Origin of the sequence: Halobaculum gomorrense (assembly GCF_900129775.1) — an archaeon.
GTDB lineage: Archaea > Halobacteriota > Halobacteria > Halobacteriales > Haloferacaceae > Halobaculum > Halobaculum gomorrense.
In genome coordinates this window covers 75454-93449 of sequence record NZ_FQWV01000006.1, presented here as the reverse complement: position 1 = coordinate 93449, position 17996 = coordinate 75454, and the positions used below count along the sequence as shown (strand labels likewise).

General features: G+C 71.0%; 20 protein-coding genes. 13 read left to right on the top strand and 7 right to left on the bottom strand.

Translation table 11 applies throughout. The features are described 5' to 3' along the window. Window positions 1–13 precede the first annotated feature (13 nt). The 12 genes from BUE16_RS11550 to BUE16_RS11495 all read left to right on the top strand — a co-directional run bounded on the left by BUE16_RS11550 (window position 14) and on the right by BUE16_RS11495 (window position 12030). A complete protein-coding gene (locus BUE16_RS11550; protein ID WP_143165427.1) occupies window positions 14–1237 on the top strand; it encodes a mechanosensitive ion channel family protein in 1224 nt (407 codons plus the stop codon). Further along, a complete protein-coding gene (locus BUE16_RS11545; protein WP_073310065.1) occupies window positions 1230–1871 on the top strand; it encodes a HemK2/MTQ2 family protein methyltransferase in 642 nt (213 codons plus the stop codon). Before BUE16_RS11550 ends, BUE16_RS11545 begins: the two co-directional genes overlap by 8 nt. Before the next feature lie 59 nt (window positions 1872–1930). Further along, complete coding sequence (locus tag BUE16_RS11540; RefSeq protein WP_073309822.1) at window positions 1931–2959, top strand: 5-methyltetrahydropteroyltriglutamate--homocysteine methyltransferase; 1029 nt, start codon at window positions 1931–1933, stop codon at window positions 2957–2959. After that, window positions 2956–4038 carry a methionine synthase gene (locus BUE16_RS11535; protein WP_073309820.1) on the top strand — a complete coding sequence of 361 codons (1083 nt, stop codon included), beginning with the start codon at window positions 2956–2958 and terminating at the stop codon, window positions 4036–4038. Before BUE16_RS11540 ends, BUE16_RS11535 begins: the two co-directional genes overlap by 4 nt. Before the next feature lie 182 nt (window positions 4039–4220). Continuing rightward, the gene (locus tag BUE16_RS11530) at window positions 4221–4658 is read left to right on the top strand and encodes a dCTP deaminase/dUTPase family protein (protein ID WP_073309818.1); all 438 of its coding nucleotides are present in this window, start codon (window positions 4221–4223) and stop codon (window positions 4656–4658) included. 67 nt (window positions 4659–4725) lie between these two features. Then, window positions 4726–5463: an enoyl-CoA hydratase/isomerase family protein gene (locus BUE16_RS11525; protein WP_073309817.1), complete on the top strand. Its 738-nt coding sequence runs from the start codon at window positions 4726–4728 to the stop codon at window positions 5461–5463. 125 nt (window positions 5464–5588) lie between these two features. Beyond that, window positions 5589–6599, top strand: coding sequence for a ribose 1,5-bisphosphate isomerase (locus BUE16_RS11520; protein WP_073309815.1), 1011 nt, complete (start codon window positions 5589–5591; stop codon window positions 6597–6599). Between the two features lie 71 nt (window positions 6600–6670). Next, on the top strand, window positions 6671–7582 hold the full coding sequence (locus tag BUE16_RS11515; protein ID WP_073310064.1) for a carbohydrate kinase family protein: 912 nt from the start codon (window positions 6671–6673) through the stop codon (window positions 7580–7582). Between the two features lie 85 nt (window positions 7583–7667). Beyond that, window positions 7668–9212: an acyl-CoA carboxylase subunit beta gene (locus BUE16_RS11510; protein WP_073310061.1), complete on the top strand. Its 1545-nt coding sequence runs from the start codon at window positions 7668–7670 to the stop codon at window positions 9210–9212. Between the two features lies 1 nt (window position 9213). After that, the gene (locus BUE16_RS11505) at window positions 9214–9489 is read left to right on the top strand and encodes an acc operon protein (protein WP_073309813.1); all 276 of its coding nucleotides are present in this window, start codon (window positions 9214–9216) and stop codon (window positions 9487–9489) included. 163 nt (window positions 9490–9652) lie between these two features. Further along, window positions 9653–11518: an acetyl-CoA carboxylase biotin carboxylase subunit gene (locus tag BUE16_RS11500; protein WP_073309811.1), complete on the top strand. Its 1866-nt coding sequence runs from the start codon at window positions 9653–9655 to the stop codon at window positions 11516–11518. Between the two features lie 140 nt (window positions 11519–11658). Then, a complete protein-coding gene (locus tag BUE16_RS11495) occupies window positions 11659–12030 on the top strand; it encodes a nuclear transport factor 2 family protein (protein WP_073309808.1) in 372 nt (123 codons plus the stop codon). 45 nt (window positions 12031–12075) lie between these two features. Here BUE16_RS11495 and BUE16_RS11490 read toward each other — a convergent pair whose 3' ends face one another. The 6 genes from BUE16_RS11490 to cofD all read right to left on the bottom strand — a co-directional run bounded on the left by BUE16_RS11490 (window position 12076) and on the right by cofD (window position 17035). Next, a complete protein-coding gene (locus BUE16_RS11490; protein ID WP_073309805.1) occupies window positions 12076–13179 on the bottom strand; it encodes a DUF63 family protein in 1104 nt (367 codons plus the stop codon). Between the two features lie 96 nt (window positions 13180–13275). Continuing rightward, complete coding sequence (locus BUE16_RS11485; protein WP_073309803.1) at window positions 13276–13470, bottom strand: 30S ribosomal protein S17e; 195 nt, start codon at window positions 13468–13470, stop codon at window positions 13276–13278. Window positions 13471–13534: 64 nt separating this feature from the next. Further along, complete coding sequence (locus BUE16_RS11480) at window positions 13535–14311, bottom strand: DUF447 domain-containing protein (RefSeq protein ID WP_073309801.1); 777 nt, start codon at window positions 14309–14311, stop codon at window positions 13535–13537. After that, complete coding sequence (locus BUE16_RS11475; RefSeq protein WP_073309799.1) at window positions 14308–15201, bottom strand: triphosphoribosyl-dephospho-CoA synthase; 894 nt, start codon at window positions 15199–15201, stop codon at window positions 14308–14310. The genes BUE16_RS11480 and BUE16_RS11475 overlap by 4 nt, the downstream gene beginning before the upstream one ends. Next, window positions 15198–16031, bottom strand: a complete 834-nt coding sequence (locus BUE16_RS11470) for a tRNA-dihydrouridine synthase (RefSeq protein ID WP_073310059.1) — start codon at window positions 16029–16031, stop codon at window positions 15198–15200. Before BUE16_RS11470 ends, BUE16_RS11475 begins: the two co-directional genes overlap by 4 nt. An 11-nt stretch (window positions 16032–16042) precedes the next feature. Further along, window positions 16043–17035, bottom strand: coding sequence for a 2-phospho-L-lactate transferase (cofD, locus tag BUE16_RS11465; RefSeq protein WP_073309797.1), 993 nt, complete (start codon window positions 17033–17035; stop codon window positions 16043–16045). A gap of 109 nt (window positions 17036–17144) precedes the next feature. Between cofD and BUE16_RS11460 the strand changes: the two genes are divergently transcribed. Beyond that, a complete protein-coding gene (locus tag BUE16_RS11460; protein ID WP_073309795.1) occupies window positions 17145–17645 on the top strand; it encodes a gamma carbonic anhydrase family protein in 501 nt (166 codons plus the stop codon). Between the two features lie 14 nt (window positions 17646–17659). On the opposite strand, the gene BUE16_RS16420 is transcribed toward BUE16_RS11460, so the two are convergent. Further along, complete coding sequence (locus tag BUE16_RS16420) at window positions 17660–17872, bottom strand: hypothetical protein (RefSeq protein WP_143165426.1); 213 nt, start codon at window positions 17870–17872, stop codon at window positions 17660–17662. Window positions 17873–17996 lie beyond the last annotated feature (124 nt).

Genomic DNA, 17996 nt, shown 5'->3' with positions numbered 1-17996 from the left:
AACGACAACGCCGGTGGGCGGCACCGAAACTGCGAGCGTCCCCGGCGGCGACGCCGCGGCGTCGGCCGCGACCGACCTCGTCTCGTGGATCCAGTCGGCGGTCCCGACGACCGGCGCACAGATCGCGGCCACGGTGTTCGCGATGGCGGCGCTGGTCGCGCTCCTCGTCGGGATCCGGCGGATGGGCCCTCTCCTCAAGGATCGATTCGACAACAGGGACCTCGCGATCGAATCGCTCCAAGCCGCCGCGGTCGCCACGGCGGTCATCGGGTTCGGGCTGTTCGTGGTGGTCGTCTGGCGGGGCGTGTCGCTGCTCGACACCGCGGTCCCCGCCGAGGTGTTCTCCGGCCGGAACGTCGCTCGGGCGGTGTTGACAATCGGCGTTCTGGGGGGCGCCACGCTGATCACCCGCCTGACGAAGCGGACGATCCGGAAGGTCGGAACGGAGCGAAGCGCGCTGTCGGACCACCAAAGCGAGATCGCCCACCACATCGTTCAGGTCGCGGTGTACGCGGTCTCGCTGGTCGTCGTGTTCGCCGTCTGGGGGGTCAACCCCGGCAGTCTCCTCGTCGGCGCCGGCTTCGCGGGCATCGTTCTCGGGCTCGCCGCGCGCCAGACGCTCGGGGCGGTGCTGGCCGGGTTCGTCGTCCTGTTCTCCCGGCCGTTCGAGCTGGGCGACTGGGTCGTCATCGGCGATCAGGAGGGGATCGTCACCGACATCACGATCGTCAACACCCGGATCCGGACGTTCGACGACGAGTACGTGATGATCCCGAACGACATCGTCACCAACACCGACGTGCTCAACCGGTCCCGAAAGGGCCGCCTCCGCCTGAACGTCGATGTCGGCGTCGACTACGACGCCGACTTGGAGGAGGCGATCGAGATCGCCGAGGAGGCGATGCGCGATCACAACCTCGTGTTGTCGCCGCCGGAGCCCCACGCTGTGCTCACGGGCTTCGACGACTCCGCGATCGGGATGCGCCTGCGGTTTTACATCAGCAACCCAAGCGCCCGGAAGATGTGGAAGGCCCGCACTCGGGTGACGCTGGCGGTGAAGCAGGCGTTCGATGACGCCGGCATCAAGATCCCGTTCCCGCAGCGGGAGCTGTCCGGGCGCCCCGACAGCGACGAACTCGGGGCCGCCGACGGCGAGACCCCCCGTGGGGAGACGAGCGACGGCGCTCCGTCGGGCGCGGGGGACGACGGCGCATCCGCCCGAGGCGACGATGCCTGAGGCGCCCGAGGGCGGCGACGCTCACGAGGCGGACACGACGGAGACCCGCGACGCGCTCGCCGAGCGGAGGGGGCTGGACGCGCCCGTGTACGCTCCCGCGGAGGACTCCGGGCTGCTCGCCGGGGCGGCCGTCGAGCACGCCCGCGGCGTCACGCTCGAAGTCGGCACCGGCTCGGGCTGGGTCGCCGACCGCGTCCGGACGGAGGGTGACGCGACGCGCGTGATCGGGAGCGACGTGAACCCGCACGCGTGCGAGCGAGCGCACGACCGCGGCGTCGAGGCCATCCGGGGCGACCTCCTCGGGCCGTTCCGCGACGGCGCGCTCGACACCGTCCTGTTCAATCCGCCGTACCTCCCGACCGACCCCGACAACGAGTGGGACGACTGGCAGGAGGTGGCGCTGTCGGGCGGCGAGTCCGGCCGCGACCTCATCGAGCCGTTCCTCGACGACCTGGCGCGCGCGCTCGCGCCGGACGGCGTCGCGCTCCTGCTCGTCTCCTCGCTTGCGGGGTTCGCGGACGTAGTTGAGTACGCCGTCGCTCGCGGCCTCCACGCGGAGACCGTTGCCGAGGAGTCGTACCCCTTCGAGACGCTCTCGATCCTCGCGTTGCGACACCGAACCGACAGAGAATAACTCTCAGACATTCATCTGAACAAGAAGTATTATGGGTCGGAATTTCGTAGCTACTGTCGATGATCGATGTAGTCGCCACCACGCCGGGGCTGTATCCGCTCCCGGACTGGGCGAAAGACGACCTCTCCGACCTGAAGGGCCACCAGAAACACGACCTCATCGACGGCGACGAGGACGCCGCCGTCGCGGATGCGTACGCCGACGTGCGCGCCGATTTCGTCGCCGACCAGCGCGACGCCGGCCTCGACCGTATCGTCGAGGGCCAGGGCCGCTGGGACGACATGCTCGCGCACCCGCTGACGGTTCAAGAGGCCGTCGAGACGGGTGGCATCGTCCGCTACTACGACAACAACAACTTCTACCGCGACCCGCGCGTCGTCGCCGACCTCGACGCCTCCGGCGACGTGGCCGCGGAGCTGGACGCCGCCGCGGACCTGCTCGACGACGGCGACGCGCTGCAGGCGGTCCTGCCAGGGCCGTACACGCTCGCCGACCTGGCGACCGACGATCACTACGGCGACGAGGCCGAGTTCCTCGACGCCGTCGGCGACTTCCTCGCGGGCGAGGTCGAGGCGTTCCCCGCCCATGAGACGCTGTTCCTGCTGGAGCCCTCCTACGTGACGAACGCACCGGGTGAAGACCTGAACGAACTCGCGAGCAAGGCGATCGACCGCGTCGCCGGCGCGACGGACGCCGACGTGGTCGTCCAGACGTACTGGGAGGCGTTCGAGGAGACGGCGTACGCCCACCTCATGGACGCGGACGTCGACGCCGTCGGCTTCGACTTCGTCGCCGCCGACCGCGAGGCGAACCTGGAGTGCATCAACGAGCTCGGCACGGCAGACGACATCGCGCTCGGCCTCGTCGACGGGCAGAACACGCTCGTGGAGGACCCCGAGACGGTCGCCGAGCGTGTCGAGTGGGTCCACGACCAGATCCCCGCCCAGGCGTTCGACACCACCTACGTGACGCCCAACACCGAGACGTTCTACCTGCCTGTGAACAAGCACCAGGCGAAGCTCTCTGTGCTCGCTGAGGCGGCCGAGATCGCCGCTGCCGACGCCGCGGAGACGGAGGTGGAGGCATGAGCCGGAACCCCGAGAACCGCGAGCAGTTCCGCCCGGAGAGTCACGAGAGCGATCACTTCCTGCTGACGACCGTCGTCGGCTCGTACCCGAAGCCCAAGTGGCTGAACCGTGCGCGCGATCACTTCGAGGACGACGAGCACTCCTTCGGCGAGACGGAATGGGCCGAGGCGACCGACGACGCCTGTCGCGTCATCACCCACGAGCACGAGCGCGCCGGCCTCGACACCGTCGTCGACGGCGAGATGCGCCGCGAGGAGATGGTCGAGTTCTTCGCCGAGCGCATCGACGGCTACGAGTTCAACGGCCCGGTGAAAGTGTGGGGCCACAACTACTTCGACAAGCCGTCGGTCGTCGAGGGCGTCGAGTACGACGAGCCGTGGCTCGTCGACGAGTTCGAGTTCGTCGACGACGTCGCCGAGCGACCCGTGAAGGTGCCGATCACGGGCCCGTACACGCTCGCGAACTGGGCGTTCAACGAGGCGTACGACGACGACGAGGCGCTGGCGTACGACCTCGCGGACCTCGTCAACGAGGAGATCGAGAAGCTCGTCGAGGCGGGCGCCCGCTACATCCAGATCGACGAGCCCGCGCTGGCGACGACGCCGGACGACCACGCCATCGTCGGCGAGTGCCTGGAGCGCATCGTCAGCGATATCGACGACGAGGTCCGCATCGGCCTCCACGTCTGCTACGGCGACTACTCGCGCGTCTACCCCGAGATCAACGACTACCCGATCGACGAGTTCGACGTGGAGCTGTGCAACGACGACTACGAGCAGATCGACACGTTCGCCGACGGGAACTTCGCGCCGGACCTCGCGCTCGGGGTCGTCGACGCCCATGTCGCCGAGGTGGAGCCCGTCGCGGAGATCAAGGAGAACATTTTGCAGGGGCTGAAGGTGGTCCCGCCCGAGAAGCTCACGATCAGCCCCGACTGCGGGCTGAAGCTCCTGCCCCGGGAGGCCGCCTACACGAAGATGGAGAACATGGTGCAGGCCGCCCGGGAAGTCGAGGCGGAACTGGACGCCGGCGAGATCGACGTGCCGGCGGTCGAGGACGCCGCGCCCGCCGACGACTGAGGCGAGCCGGCGAAGCCGGCTCGGCGGGCCGACGGCGAAGTCCTCTGGCCGAGCCGCCACGTACGGGGCGAGACGCGAGCGAAGCGAGCGTCTCGGTGGACCGCCGCCCCGCTCGCGGGCGAGCCGCCCAGGAACGACGCGTCGCCGCCGCGCTCTTGCCCCCGGCGGCACAACCGACGTGCATGACGCTCGCCGACAGGCTCGACGGGATCGTCCACGAGGAGACGCAGGTCCGCGGGGACGGCGACCGGGTCGACCTGACGCTCGCCGGCGTCCACGAGGTCGACGTTCCCGGCGCCGTCGACTTCAGCGGGGGCGAACTCGTCGACGCCTCGCTCGCGGCGATCGACCCCGAGAAGCGCGACCAGGACGACGACTACGGCTGGTGGGACCTCGCGGCCGGCACGTACGTGATCACGCTGAACGAGTCGCTGGCGGGGGACGACCCGGTCACGCTACAGCCGAGAACCGGACTCGTCGCGCGCGGCGCCACCCATCCGTCTCTCCGGACGGCGTCGCTCCCGGCGCTCCCCCTCACGGTGAGCCGAACCGTCGACGGCGACGGCGTCGGGATCCGGCTCAAGGAGAACGCGCGCGTCTCGACGGTCCGGACGGAGTGAGTCGCGGCGACGGCGCGGGACCCGCTCGGCCCGCTCGTTTATCATCTCCCTGGCGGAACGCGACGGCGTGATCCGCTACGACCTGACGGGTGAGGTGGCGACGGTGACGTTCGACCGCCCGGAGAAACGGAACGCGCTGACGCTGGAGGGCCTCGCCGAGTTCCGCGACGCGCTCGACCGCGGCGCCGAGGAGGCGCGCGCCGTCGTGCTCCGCGGGGCCGGCGACGCCTTCTGCGCGGGCGACGACATCGCCTCGGTCGCGGGGCTCGGCGACGAGGTGGCGCCGGCGACGCTGGCGACCCGGCTGTACGACGCGCTGTTCGGCCCCGAGCGGGTCGAGGTCCCGGTGATCGCGGCCGTGGACGGCCCGGCGTACGGCGGCGGGTTCGAGATCGTCGCCGCCGCCGACCTCGCGGTCGCGACCGCGGACGCGACGTTCGCGCTCCCGGAGGCGAGCATCGGCGCCTACCCGCCGTACGCCGTCGCGCGCGTCGGCGAGGCGTGCGGCCGCAAGCGGCTGCTCGAACTCGCGCTCACCGGCGATCCGGTCGACGCCGGGACCGCCGCGGAGTGGGGGCTGTTGAACCGGGTCGTCGGCGAGGGGGACTTCGACGACGCCGTCTCGGACCTGACGGAGGCGGTCTGTGCGGCGCCCGCGCCGGCGGTCGCGCTGGTGAAGCGCTACGTCCGCGCCGCCGCCGCCGACCCCGACGAGCGCGCGCGGCTGGTCGAGGGGTTCTCCGCGGTCGCCGACGAGCCCGAGTGCCTCGCGGCCGCCGAGCGCTTCCTCTCGGGGTCGACCTGAGCGGGGCGGGAGCGCGGTCGGGGCGGCGGATCGCCGGCCGGCCGCGTGCCTGCCGGCGCGTTCCGGGCAGGGCGGCGCACGACGACCCCGACAACTGATAACCCGGCGCCCCGAACGGGGCGGTCATGACGGACGACCCCCCGCTGGCGGACGCGGTCGACGACACCGCCGCCGACATCGCGACGATGGAGATCCGGGGCGCCGCCACCATCGCGGCCGCGGCCGCGGACGCGCTCGCCGCGCAGGCGCGCGAGACGGCCGCCGACACGCCCGCCGCGTACCGGCGCGCGATGCGCCACGCGGGCCGCCGGCTGTACGACACCCGCCCGACGGCCGTGTCGCTCCCGAACGCCCTCCGCTACACCCTCGGGCGGATGGAGGGCGACGACGTGGAGGCGCTCCGCGAGTCGGTGCTGGCGGCGACGACCGCGTTCACCGACCGACTGGACCGGGCCCAGAACGACCTCGGTCGCGTGGGCGCCAACCGGCTCCGCGACGGCGACACGGTGATGACCCACTGCCACTCGACGGACGCACTCGCGTGCGTCGAGCACGCCGTCGACCAGGGGAAGGAGGTCTCGGCGATCGTCAAGGAGACGCGCCCGCGCAACCAGGGCCACATCACTGCGGCGGAACTGCGCGGGATGGGCGTCGACGTGACGCTCGTGGTCGACTCGGCGGCGCGGCGGTACCTCGACGACGCCGATCACGTGCTCGTGGGCGCCGACTCTATCGCCGCCGACGGCGGCGTCGTCAACAAGATCGGCACCTCCGGGCTCGCGGTCAACGCCCGCGAGCGGGGCGTCCCGATCATGGTCGCCGCCCAGACGATCAAGCTCCACCCCGACACGCTCACCGGCCACACCGTCGAGATCGAGATGCGCGACGAGGCGGAGGTGATCGACGCGAGCGCCCGCGAGGAGATCGGCGAGATCACCGTCGAGAACCCCGCTTTCGACGTGACGCCGCCGCGGTACGTCGACGCCATCGTCACCGAGTCAGGGCAATTCCCGCCCGAGAGCATCGTCACGCTGATGCGGGAGCTGTTCGGCGAGAGCGCCGACCGGCCGTGGGAGGCGCCCGACGGGACGAACGCGGACTCGGCGGACACGGACGCGACGGAGCCGACCACATGAGCGGGGGCGACGGCGACCGCGAGGCGAGCGGCCGCACGGGCGACGGCGACGCGCCGACCGGCGGTTCGAGCATGCTGTGCGTCGGCCACGTCAACTGGGACGTGACGCTGATCGTCGACCGGCTCCCGGCACCCGACGGCGAGGTAAAGATCCAGCGGCGCCACCAGGCCGGCGGCGGCAGCGCGGCCAACGTCGCGGCCGTCCTTGCGGGGCTCGAGTGCGACGCCTCCCTGTTCGGCTCCGTCGGCGACGATGGGTCCGGCGCGCTCGCGGGACGCGAGCTGTCGCGGGCGGGCGTCCGAACCCGCCTCGTGGAGGCGGACGGCGAGACGGCGGTGAAGTACCTGATCGTCGACGCCGACGGCGAGGTGATGGTGCTGTCGAACCGAGGAGCCAACGAGGCGTTCACCGCCGAAGATCTCCCGCCGGACGCGCTGACCGCAGACACCGATCACCTGCACCTGACGAACCAGCCGCCGGTGGTCGCGGCCGCGCTGGCCGAGCGCGCGCGCGAGGTCGACGCGACCGTGAGCGTCGCGCCGGGCCGGCAGTTCGCCGAGCGCGACTTCACCGACGCGCTCTCCCGTGCCGACCTGGTGTTCACCAACCGCCGGGAAGCGGCGGCGCTGCTGGCGGAGGACGACGACGGCGCGACGAGCTACGGCGCGCTCCGGGGGGACACGACGCTGGTCGTCACTCACGGGGGCGACGGCTCGGAGGTCCACGACCGCGCGACCGGGCGGACGCACACCCACGACGGCTTCGACGCGGACGTGGTCGACACGACAGGCGCGGGCGACGCCTTCGCCGCGGGCTTTCTCGCGGCGCGGCTCGGCGGAGCAGGGCTGGAGCGGGCGCTGGCGGTCGCGAACGCCTGCGGCGCGATCGCCGCGGGCGAGGTCGGTGCGCGCGTCGAGATCACGTGGGATCGGATCGGGGCGGTGCTCGACGACGCCGGTCGTGGCGACCCCGAGGGAGCGTAGCCTGTTACGGAACCCCTAAGGGCCGCCTCGCCGCACCCTCCACCCAACGAATGACCGCTGCGACTCGAGGTGACCGGCCGTGACGATGGAAGATCGCATCGACGAGCTCCGCGAGAAGCGCGCGAAGGCCGAGAAGGGCGGCGGCGAGGACCGGATCGAACGCCAACACGAGAAGGGGAAGATGACGGCGCGCGAGCGCATCGACTACTTCCTCGACGACGACACGTTCCACGAGTTCGACCAGTTCCGGACCCACGACACCCACGCGTTCGGGATGGAGGAAAAACAGATCCCGGGCGACGGCGTCGTCACCGGCTACGGCGAGGTGAACGGTCGCAAGACGTTCGTCTTCGCCCACGATTTCACCGTCTTCGGCGGCTCGCTCGGCGAGGTGTTCGCCGAGAAGGTGTGCAAGGTGATGGACAAGGCGATGGACGTGGGCGCGCCGGTCGTCGGCCTCAACGACTCCGCGGGCGCGCGGATCCAGGAGGGGGTGGGATCGCTCGCGGGGTACGCGGAGATCTTCCGGCGCAACACCGAAGCCTCCGGCGTCATCCCGCAGCTGTCGGGCATCATGGGCCCGTGTGCCGGCGGTGCGGTGTACTCGCCCGCGATCACCGACTTCGTCTTCATGGTGAAAGAGACGAGCCACATGTTCATCACCGGCCCGGAGGTCATCAAGACCGTCACGGGCGAGGAGGTGAGCTTCGAGGAGCTCGGCGGCGCCCAGACCCACGCCTCCACGTCGGGGGTCGCGCACTTCGCGGAAGACTCCGAGGAGGAGGCGCTCGACCACATGCGCCGCCTGCTGTCGTACCTCCCGCAGAACAACGTCGAGGACCCGCCCCGCGTCGATCCGTGGGACGACCCCGACCGCCGCGATGAGGAGCTGACCGAGATCGTCCCCGACGAGCCGCGCAAGCCGTACGACATCACGAACGTCGTCGACCGCGTCGTCGACGAGGGCTCGTTCTTCGAGACGCACGCGGACTTCGCGAAGAACATCGTCACCGGGTTCGCCCGCCTTGACGGCCACTCGATCGGCGTCGTCGCGAACCAGCCGCGCGTGAACGCCGGGACGCTCGACATCGAGTCCTCCGAGAAGGGCGCGCGCTTCGTCCGCTTCTGTGACGCGTTCAACGTCCCGATCGTCACGTTCGTCGACGTGCCCGGCTTCATGCCCGGCACCGACCAGGAGCACAACGGGATCATCCGCCACGGCGCGAAGCTGCTGTACGCCTACTCGGAGGCGACGGTTCCCCTCTTGACCGTCATCACGCGGAAGGCCTACGGCGGCGCCTACGACGTGATGGCCTCCAAGCACATCGGCGGCGACGTGAACTACGCGTGGCCGACTGCCGAGATCGCCGTGATGGGGCCGAAGGGCGCGGTGAGTATCCTCTACGACGACGAACTGGAGGACGCCGACGACCCCGAACAGAAGCGCCAGGAGTTGATCGACGAGTACCGCGAGGAGTTCGCCAACCCCTACACGGCCGCCGACAAGGGCTTCCTCGACGACGTGCTCGAACCGACGGAGACGCGCCCGCGGCTCATCGACGACCTGGAGATGCTGCTGTCGAAGCGCGAGTCGCTCCCGGACAAGAAGCACGGCAACATCCCGATCTGAGATGGCCGACGACGAACCCCCGGTCGCCGAGCGACTGACGCTCCCGGACGACGCCGACGACGAGGAGGCCGCGGCGATCCTCGCGGCCGTCGGCGCGCACGTCCGCGACTCGGAGGCGGTCGCGGCGGCCGCCGCCGCGGACGGCGAGGAGACGTGGGACGGCAAGCGCTGGGCGTTCGCGGGCCGCCTCGACGCCCTGGGCGGTCGCGGCGCGCGCGTGCCCCGCGAGGCTCCCACCGACGAATGGACGGCCAGCGGACGGACCAAGCGGTTCTGAACCGGCGACGATCCGTCTAGATACCGCCCGGTGTGCCACGCCTCGCGCCCCCACGCTCGTACTCGGATTCGAGTAGCCGTTTCGCGAGCAACGGCCGCTCTCACCCAGCGGCGATCCCGAACCGACGGTTTGAGTAGACGGCCTGCGGAAGCACCTCGCAAGAATGACCGAAACTCAGGCGTTCGACAAGGTGCTCGTCGCCAACCGCGGGGAGATCGCGGTGCGCGTGATGCGCGCCTGTGCGGAGCTCGGCATCGACACCGTCGCGGTGTACTCGGAGGCCGACAAACACGGCGGCCACGTCCGCTACGCCGACGAGGCGTACAACGTCGGCCCCGCCCGCGCGGCCGACTCCTATCTCGACCAGGACGCGATCGTCGAGGCCGCCCGGAAGGCCGGCGCCGACGCGATCCACCCCGGCTACGGCTTCCTCGCGGAGAACGCCGACTTCGCCGCGAAGGTCGGCGACGCCGAGGGCATCACGTGGGTCGGCCCGGACGCCGAGGCGATGGAGTCGCTCGGCGAGAAGACGAAGGCCCGGACGATCATGTCCGATGCCGACGTGCCTATCGTCCCCGGAACGACTGACCCCGTCACCGACCCCGAGGAGGTCACCGACTTCGGCGACGAGCACGGCTATCCCGTCGCAATCAAGGCAGAAGGCGGCGGCGGCGGCCGCGGGATGAAAGTCGTCGAGTCGGCCGACGAGGCCGCCGACCAGCTCGAATCGGCGAAACGCGAGGGCGAGGCGTACTTCTCGAACGACTCCGTCTACCTCGAGCGCTATCTGGAGAATCCCCGCCACATCGAGGTGCAGATCGTCGCCGACCACCACGGCAACGTCCGGCACCTCGGCGAGCGCGACTGCTCGCTCCAGCGGCGCCACCAGAAGGTCATCGAGGAGGGGCCGTCGCCGGCGCTGTCGGACGACCTCCGCGAGCAGATCGGCGAGGCGGCCCGCCGCGGCGTCCGCGCGGCCGACTACACGAACGCCGGCACCGTCGAGTTCCTCGTCGAGGAGGATATCGACCGCGAGGGCGGCGAGCCGCTCGGCCCGGACGCGAACTTCTACTTCCTCGAAGTCAACACCCGGATCCAGGTCGAACACACCGTCACCGAGGAGCTGACGGGCATCGACATCGTGAAAGCGCAGCTGCGCGTCGCGATGGGCGAGGAGATCGGGTTCTCACAGGACGATGTGGAATTGGAGGGGCACGCCATGGAGTTCCGCATCAACGCCGAGAACGCCGCCAACGACTTCGCGCCCGCCAACCAGGGCAGCCTGGAGACGTACGACCCGCCGGGCGGCATCGGCGTCCGCATGGACGACGCGCTCCGCCAAGGCGACGACATCGTGACGGACTACGACTCGATGATCGCGAAGCTGATCGTCCACGGGAGCGACCGTACGGAGTGTCTCGCCCGCTCGCGGCGCGCGCTCGCCGAGTACGACATCGAGGGAGTCGTCACGATCGTCCCGTTCCACCGGCTGATGCTCACCGACGAGACGTTCGTCGATGGTAAACACACCACCAAGTACCTCGACGAAGAGATCGACCGTTCGCGCTTCGCCGAGGCACAAGAGCGGTGGGGAACCGGCGACGCGGACCTGGACGGCGCCGACGACGATGAGGAGTCGACCGAGCGCGAGTTCACCGTCGAGGTGAACGGCAAGCGCTTCGAGGTGAGCCTGGAGGAGCGCGGTGCGCCCGCCATCTCGACCCCCAACGCTGGGGGCGGTGGCTCCGGCCGGATGGAGCGCCCCGACGTGGCCGAGGCGGACGACGGCGGCGAGGAGGTCGTCGTCGAGGGCGACGGCGAGGCGGTCGCCGCCGAGATGCAGGGGACCATCCTCTCGGTCGACGTGAGCGAGGGCGACGAGGTCGCCGCCGGCGACGTGGTGTGCGTGCTGGAAGCGATGAAGATGGAGAACGACGTGGTCGCCGACAAGGGCGGCGTCGTGAGCCAGGTGCTCGTTGACGAGGGCGATTCCGTCGACATGGGCGACGTGCTCGTCGTCCTGGAGTAGTCGGCGGAGTCCGCGGCGCCTCGTTCGATCCGTCGACTCGCCGCGCGCCGCCGAGGCCGTTTTGAGTTCCTGACAACCAACCGGCGATTTTCTGACGATACGAAATTCCCCGTCGCTGTCGATCGGTGATCTGATCCCGCATGGCTTCCACCAGTCTATCGGCCACCACCGAGTCAGTGCTCGACCACCATCTGGACGCGTTCATGGACCAGAACATGGACGAGATGCTGGCGGATTACACGGACGACTCCGTCGTCATCACGAACACGAGCGGAACGTTCCGCGGCCTCGACGAGATCCGGACGCTGTTCGAGGGCCTGTTCGCGGAGTTCGGACAGGGCGACGTCGAGTTCCAGTTGGACACGCGGGTCGTCGAGGGCGACATCGCGTACATCGTCTGGCACGCCGAGACGCCGGACAACAGCTACGAGTTCGCGACCGACACGTTCCACGTCCACGACGGGGCAATCTCGACGCAGACGCTCGGGGCGGTCGTGACCTCGAAGCGCTGACCGGCCGCGTCGGAGCGACCCCCTCGCGTTCGTGTTCGCCCGCGCTCAGATACCGAACGTCGCGCGCAGCATGTCGCGCGTCCCTGGCCCCATCCCCACGGCCGTCACCGCGATGAGCAGCAGCACGGCATACCGCGGGGACTCGGCGAACAGCTCTTCCTCGAAGACGGCGAGCACGAACACGGCGGCGACGAGCTTCACGACGAGGAACGGCCACGCGGCGCCGGCGGCGTCGACGATGAACTGGTTCACCGGGTGCTTGGGGACGAGATTCGGCCCTGCGCCGAGCGCGATCATGTAGTCGAGGCCGACAACGTTCGCAACGCCGTCGAGGGCGTGGGCCGCGAGGACGACGACCCCCGCGGTCCCGGTGCCCGAGTGGACCCACGGGATCCACGCCTTCGTCGCGTACCACGTCGCCGCCGTCGAGATCGCGGTTCCGGCGAGAATGACGGCGATCACCTGCGGGTAGAAGGTGACCGGATTCCCCGGCGTCGCCGCGAGCGCGACGAGGAACCCGACGGTGACGACGTTGAACGCGATCCCGGCGAGGAGGATCGGGCGCTCTATCCCGTCGAGCGTCCCGCGGCGGCTCAGCCAGACCACTGCGACCACGACCACGAGCGTGAGCGCGAAGACGGTGAAGTAGATTATCGGACTGATGAGCAGCGTATTCCACGGATATGGGAACAGCGCATCCGCCATCGCGTTGTCGGCGTCCTCGACGACGCGCAGCGCCCCCCCGAAGACGAAAAACGGGACGAGCGCGAGGAAGAAGTCGGTCGTCCGCGCGATATCGAGGCGCCGGAGCAGCAGCACGACGCCTGCGAGCGCGACCAGGAGGATCGCGACGTAGCCGGCCTCCGACACGAGCGTGTAGCCGGGGTAGGCGACGGGTTCGGCCGCGGCCGCACACTCCGTACTCGAGTAGAGGTACTCGACGGTGCTCCCGGGTCGGATCGCACACACCGCGGAGTTGGCGTCCGCCTGCACCGGGCCCCAGAAGTAGTGCCAGATGAACCCGTCGTACACCGCCTCCGGGAACGCGAGCGCGGCCGCGACGATCGCGAGCGTGGCCGCCAAGACGGCCGCGAGGTACGCCCGCTCGGGGGACGTACCGAGCCGCTCAGCGAGCGAGGAACTCGACATACCCGCACGCGACGGCCCGCGTCGTTCAAGCTGTCGGTTGCGGGCGCCGGCGCGACCGCTCGCGGGGTGCGGCTCGCGCGAGAATCGAGGTCCCGATTACGCCGAGGCCGCGCTGCTGGCCTTCTTGCGGGTGATGTAGCCGGCGATGCGGTTGCGGACGCCCTTCGACTCGACGTTCGTCAGCTGCTCGACGTGCTCCTTGTTCGTCTCGAAGTCGGTGTTGAACGACTGCGGGTACTTCTCCAAGAGCAGCGTCGCCAGCTGCTTGACGTACTTCGGTTTGATCGCCATGCCCAACGGTACAGGAAACGCGAACTAAAAGCGTTCGTTCCGGGGCGACGGCGTCGCTGGGCCGCTAGTCGCCGACGCGCGCGTCGCCGTCCTTGCCCCCGTCCCCGTTGCCGTCGCTGTCCCCATCGCCGTCGCTGTCCCCACCGCCGTCGCCGTTGCTATCGCCGTCCCCGTCCCGGTCCTCCCACGCGCTCGCCTCGCGCAGTCGCTGGAACGCCTCGCGCTCGGCGGGGCCGCCGCAGCGGTCGACCACGTCCGCGAAGTACCGCAGCCGCGCGAGCAACGCCTCGGTGTCGTACGCCGGCACGTCCACCCGAGAGGCGGCGACCGTGGCGTCGATCACGGCGCCGAACCCGCGGTTGATCGTCCGCACCGCCGTCCGCTCGACGGCGGCGTCGCTCACGTGTAGGTGCCAGTCGACCCACTCGGTGCCGCCGCGCTCGCCGGCGTTGACGCGCTCGGCGGTCACCTCCGCCCACGCGTCCGCCGAGTCGAGCATCGGCTCCGGCTCCTCGCGGACCGTCGCCGCGGCGTCGACGAAGTCCCGCGGGTCGGCGACGAACTGGACGACGCCGCCGCCGCGTTCGGCGAAGTTCCGTCGGGTTCGCGTGCGCCCCCACGTCCGCGCCCGCACCGGCGCGTCGGCGGGTCGACTGTCGTGCTCGGGAGCGTGGAGACCGAGCGCGGCGAGGTTCCACAGCCCGTTCGGGCCGAGCGTCGCGACCACCGACTCGGTGACGCCCGCGAGGTCGACGGGCCAGTCGGTCGCCGCGTCACCGTCGCCGTCGCCCCCGAAGGAGGTGTCGCCCCCGTCGACTGCGTCGCGGTCGGGGTCGCTCACACCGCCACCCCGCGTTCGAGCGCGACGAACAGCGCCGCGGCGGTGATGTCGGCCGTGGTTCCGGGGTTGACCCCGCGCTCGGCCAGTTCGTCGGCCCATGCTGCCGCCTCGTCGAGCGAGTCAATCTCCGCCGCGCGCTCGCGGACTTCGCGGGCGACTTCGGGGCCGTGTTGCGTCCGCACGAGCGTGTCGTCGGCCTCTGCGAGCAGGTCGAGGAACGCCCGGGCCGCGCGGTCGGCGATCGGCCCGTCGTCGCGGGCGATCGCCTCGGCCGCGCGGAACGTCCGCGGGAACCCCTCGACCCACTCGCGGGCGTTCGCGTCGCCGGGGGTTCCCCGCTCGTCGATCGGTTCGGCCGACTCCGCCATCACGTCGAACAGCGTCGCCTCGCGCTCGCGCAGCGCCGGCACCGCGTCGGCGCCGCGGCGCACGTCGAGCGCGTCCATCCCCGCCGGCGGGTCCGCGACCGCCACGTCGACGTGTTCGAACGCGCGGTAGAAGCCGGCGGCGTCGGCGACGGTCGTCGCCTCGCAGACCGCGGCGACGCCCTCCGGCGCGAGCGGACGGTCGTCTGCGGCGGCCGCGCGCACGAGCGGCGTCAAGAGGAGAAGACAGCCGAACTGCGTGTTTCCGCCCGACTGCTCGCTCATGCCGGCGACGGCCGTCTCGAACGCCTCCCCGATCGGGTCGCCCGCGGCCGCGCGCTCCAGCCCCGGCCGGGCGCCGACCGCGCCCGCGAGGAAGTGCTCGAACCGGAGGTCCGCGAGGTCGCGCGCGCGGTCGACGTTGCCGGGCTTCGGCGTCCCCGCCACCTCCAACAGCAGGGCGAGTTCGGCGTCGGCCGCGGGGCCGCGCCGCGAGGCGTCCGCGGCGCTCGGTCGGTCGGTCACCGCGGCACCTCCGGCCGTTCGGCATTGGTCCCGGCGGCCGCCGCGTCTGCAGTCCACTCGTCGACCGCCGCCCGCACCCGCCGGAGCACGCGCTCGTCGTCGCTCGGGCGGCCGACGCTCACCGCGTCGGCGCCCGACGCGAGGTACTCGCGGACGGTTTCTCGGTCGCGGACGCCGTTGTTCGCGATCACGACGAGTTCGGGCGCCGCGTCCTTGACCGCTCCCACGACGGCCTCCGAGTCCATCGCGTCCACGTGGACGGCGTCCGCACCGGCGTCGGCGACCGCGCGAGCCGTGTCGGCGAGGTCGACGCCGTCGACTTCCGCCCGGACCTTCACGCTCACGTCGGCGCCCGCCCGCGCCGCCGCGGCGACGTACGTCGCGAGGCGGTCGGTGTCGGCCAAGAGGGCCTCGCCGCAGCCGGCGGCACACAGTTCCGCCTGCCGGCAGTGGGCGTTCACCTCAAGGATCGCGTTTCGCTCGGCGCACACCGCGGCCGCCTCGCGGATCGCCGCCGCGCTCGTCGCGCGGACGTTCACGCCGGCGCGGAGGTCGGCGTCCGACTCGGCGAGCACATCGAGCTGCTCGGCGATCCACGCCAGCGGGTCCGCCGGACGGAACTCCGCGCGATCCCGATCGGCGACCATCCTCCGGACGGCCGCGCGGCTCTCGGCGTCGAGTGCGATGCCGCCGAGGAACGCCGCGCCGACGGACGGGGCGCCGGCGAGCGCCCAGTCGGCGTCCGACTCCCCGGACAGGCTCGCGAGCGCGAGCGGCGGGTCGACCCCGAGGTCGGCCGCTGTCGCCGGGCTCCCGTCCGCCCGCGTCACTGCTCGGTCGCTCACCCGACCACCTCCAGCGCCTCCCGACAGGCTTCGGCGACGCGCTCGGCGTCGTTCGCGCCGTCGATCCGCGTGTCGGTTCGGACGACCGGTCGGTCGAGGTCGGTGCCGTCCGCGTCGTCGAGCACGAACGCGTCGGCGAACGGGTAGGACTCGGCGACGCCGGCGGTGCTGGGCTCGCGGCCGACGCCGCGCATGAGGTCGGCAGCGGGGCCGGAGAACACCCGGTCCTCGACGAAGGGAGAGACGGCGACGACGGTCGTCTCTGCCAGCGCCTCGCGGACGCCGTCGAGCGCGAGCATCGGCCCGATGCTCGTGACCGGGTTCGAGGGACCGATGATCACCCCGTCGCGCATCGCCGCGCGGACCGCATCGGTCGCGGTCGCGGCGTCGCTCCCGCGGAACTCCACGCCCTCGACCGCGGGACCGCCGCGGTTCGCAACCCAGTACTCCTGGAAGTGCATCGACCCGTCCTCCGTGTGGACGATCGTGGCGACGGGATCGTCGCTCATCGGGACCAGATCGACGCCGAGGCCGAAGGCGTCCGCGAGCGTCCGGGTCACCTCGGTGAGGGACTGGCCTTCGTCGATGAGCGAGGTGCGGGTGACGTGGACCGCCCGGTCACGGTCGCCGATCTCCATGAACTCCGCGACGCCGGAGAATCGGCGCCAGCGAGCGATATCGCGGCCGGCGGTCTGCGCCTCGTCCGAGAGGTAGCGCGGGCCGTCATCGAGTCCGGCGGCGTCGGCGAGGCGCGCGAGTTCCGCGTGCGTCTCGGTCGTGTCGTCTTCGATCCCCCACCACCGCTCGCGGTCGAGGACGCCGCCAGCGGAGAAGAGAACGGTGTCCACGTCGGGACAGACGAGGTGGCCGCCGATCTCCACGTCGTCACCGGTGTTGCCGACGACGGTGGTGGACTCGGGGGCGAAGACGTCGGCGGCACCGTCGAGGAGCTTCGGCGTGCCGGTGCCGCCTGCGAGGAACGTGACCATGTGCGCGCTTGCACGCCGGCGGGCTTGTATGCTGTCGTTACAGCCGGGGCAGGGCGTTCACGACCGCCGACGCCACAGATTCAAGCGCCGGGGGGCCGCATCGACTCGTATGATCAGATCGTTCGACGGAATCGAGCCGACGATCGCCGACTCGGCGTACGTCGACGAGGCGTCCGTCGTCATCGGCGACGTGGAACTGGCCGACGGCGCAAGCGTCTGGCCGAACGCGACGCTTCGGGGCGACCACGGGCGCATCGTCGTCGGGCGCGAGTCGAACGTCCAAGATGGCGCGGTGCTCCACGAGGACGCCGTTTTGGAGCCGGAAGTGACCGTCGGCCACAACGCCATCGTGCACGCCGCCACGGTCGCCGAGGCTGCCCTCGTCGGCATGAACGCGGTCGTCCTCGACGACGCCCACGTCGGCGAGGAGGCGGTCGTCGCCGCCGGCGCCGTCGTCACCGAGGGGACCGAGGTGCCGCCGCGAACGCTGGTCGCCGGCGTCCCGGCCGAGCCGAAGACGGAACTCGAGGAATCGCCGACGCGGGCGGCCGCTGCACACTACACGGCGCTGGCCGACCGATACGAGGAGACCGACGAACGGATCGACTGACGAGCGCCGGACGACTACTCGTCGTCGGCTCTCGCGCCCGGCTCTCGCCTCTCGATGCGCGCGTCACGACGGCCGGCGAGGAACTCCAGCGGCGCCCCCACGACGACGAGGAGCGACACCCACCGCGTCAGCGAGACGTGCCAGTCGCTGGCCTCCAGATCCTCTGAATTCTCGAACCCCGCGAGCAAGTCGGTCCGCGTAGTCGAGAGTGCGTTCCGGGAAGACAAACCCGGCGAGAGCGAACACGACCGTCGTGAGTGAGGACGCAGTACGTTTCACGGGGATGTACGTGTCTGCCTCCGAAACCGGCGTGGTCACGTCGAGACGCGTTGCTCACGAACCGCGGCATCA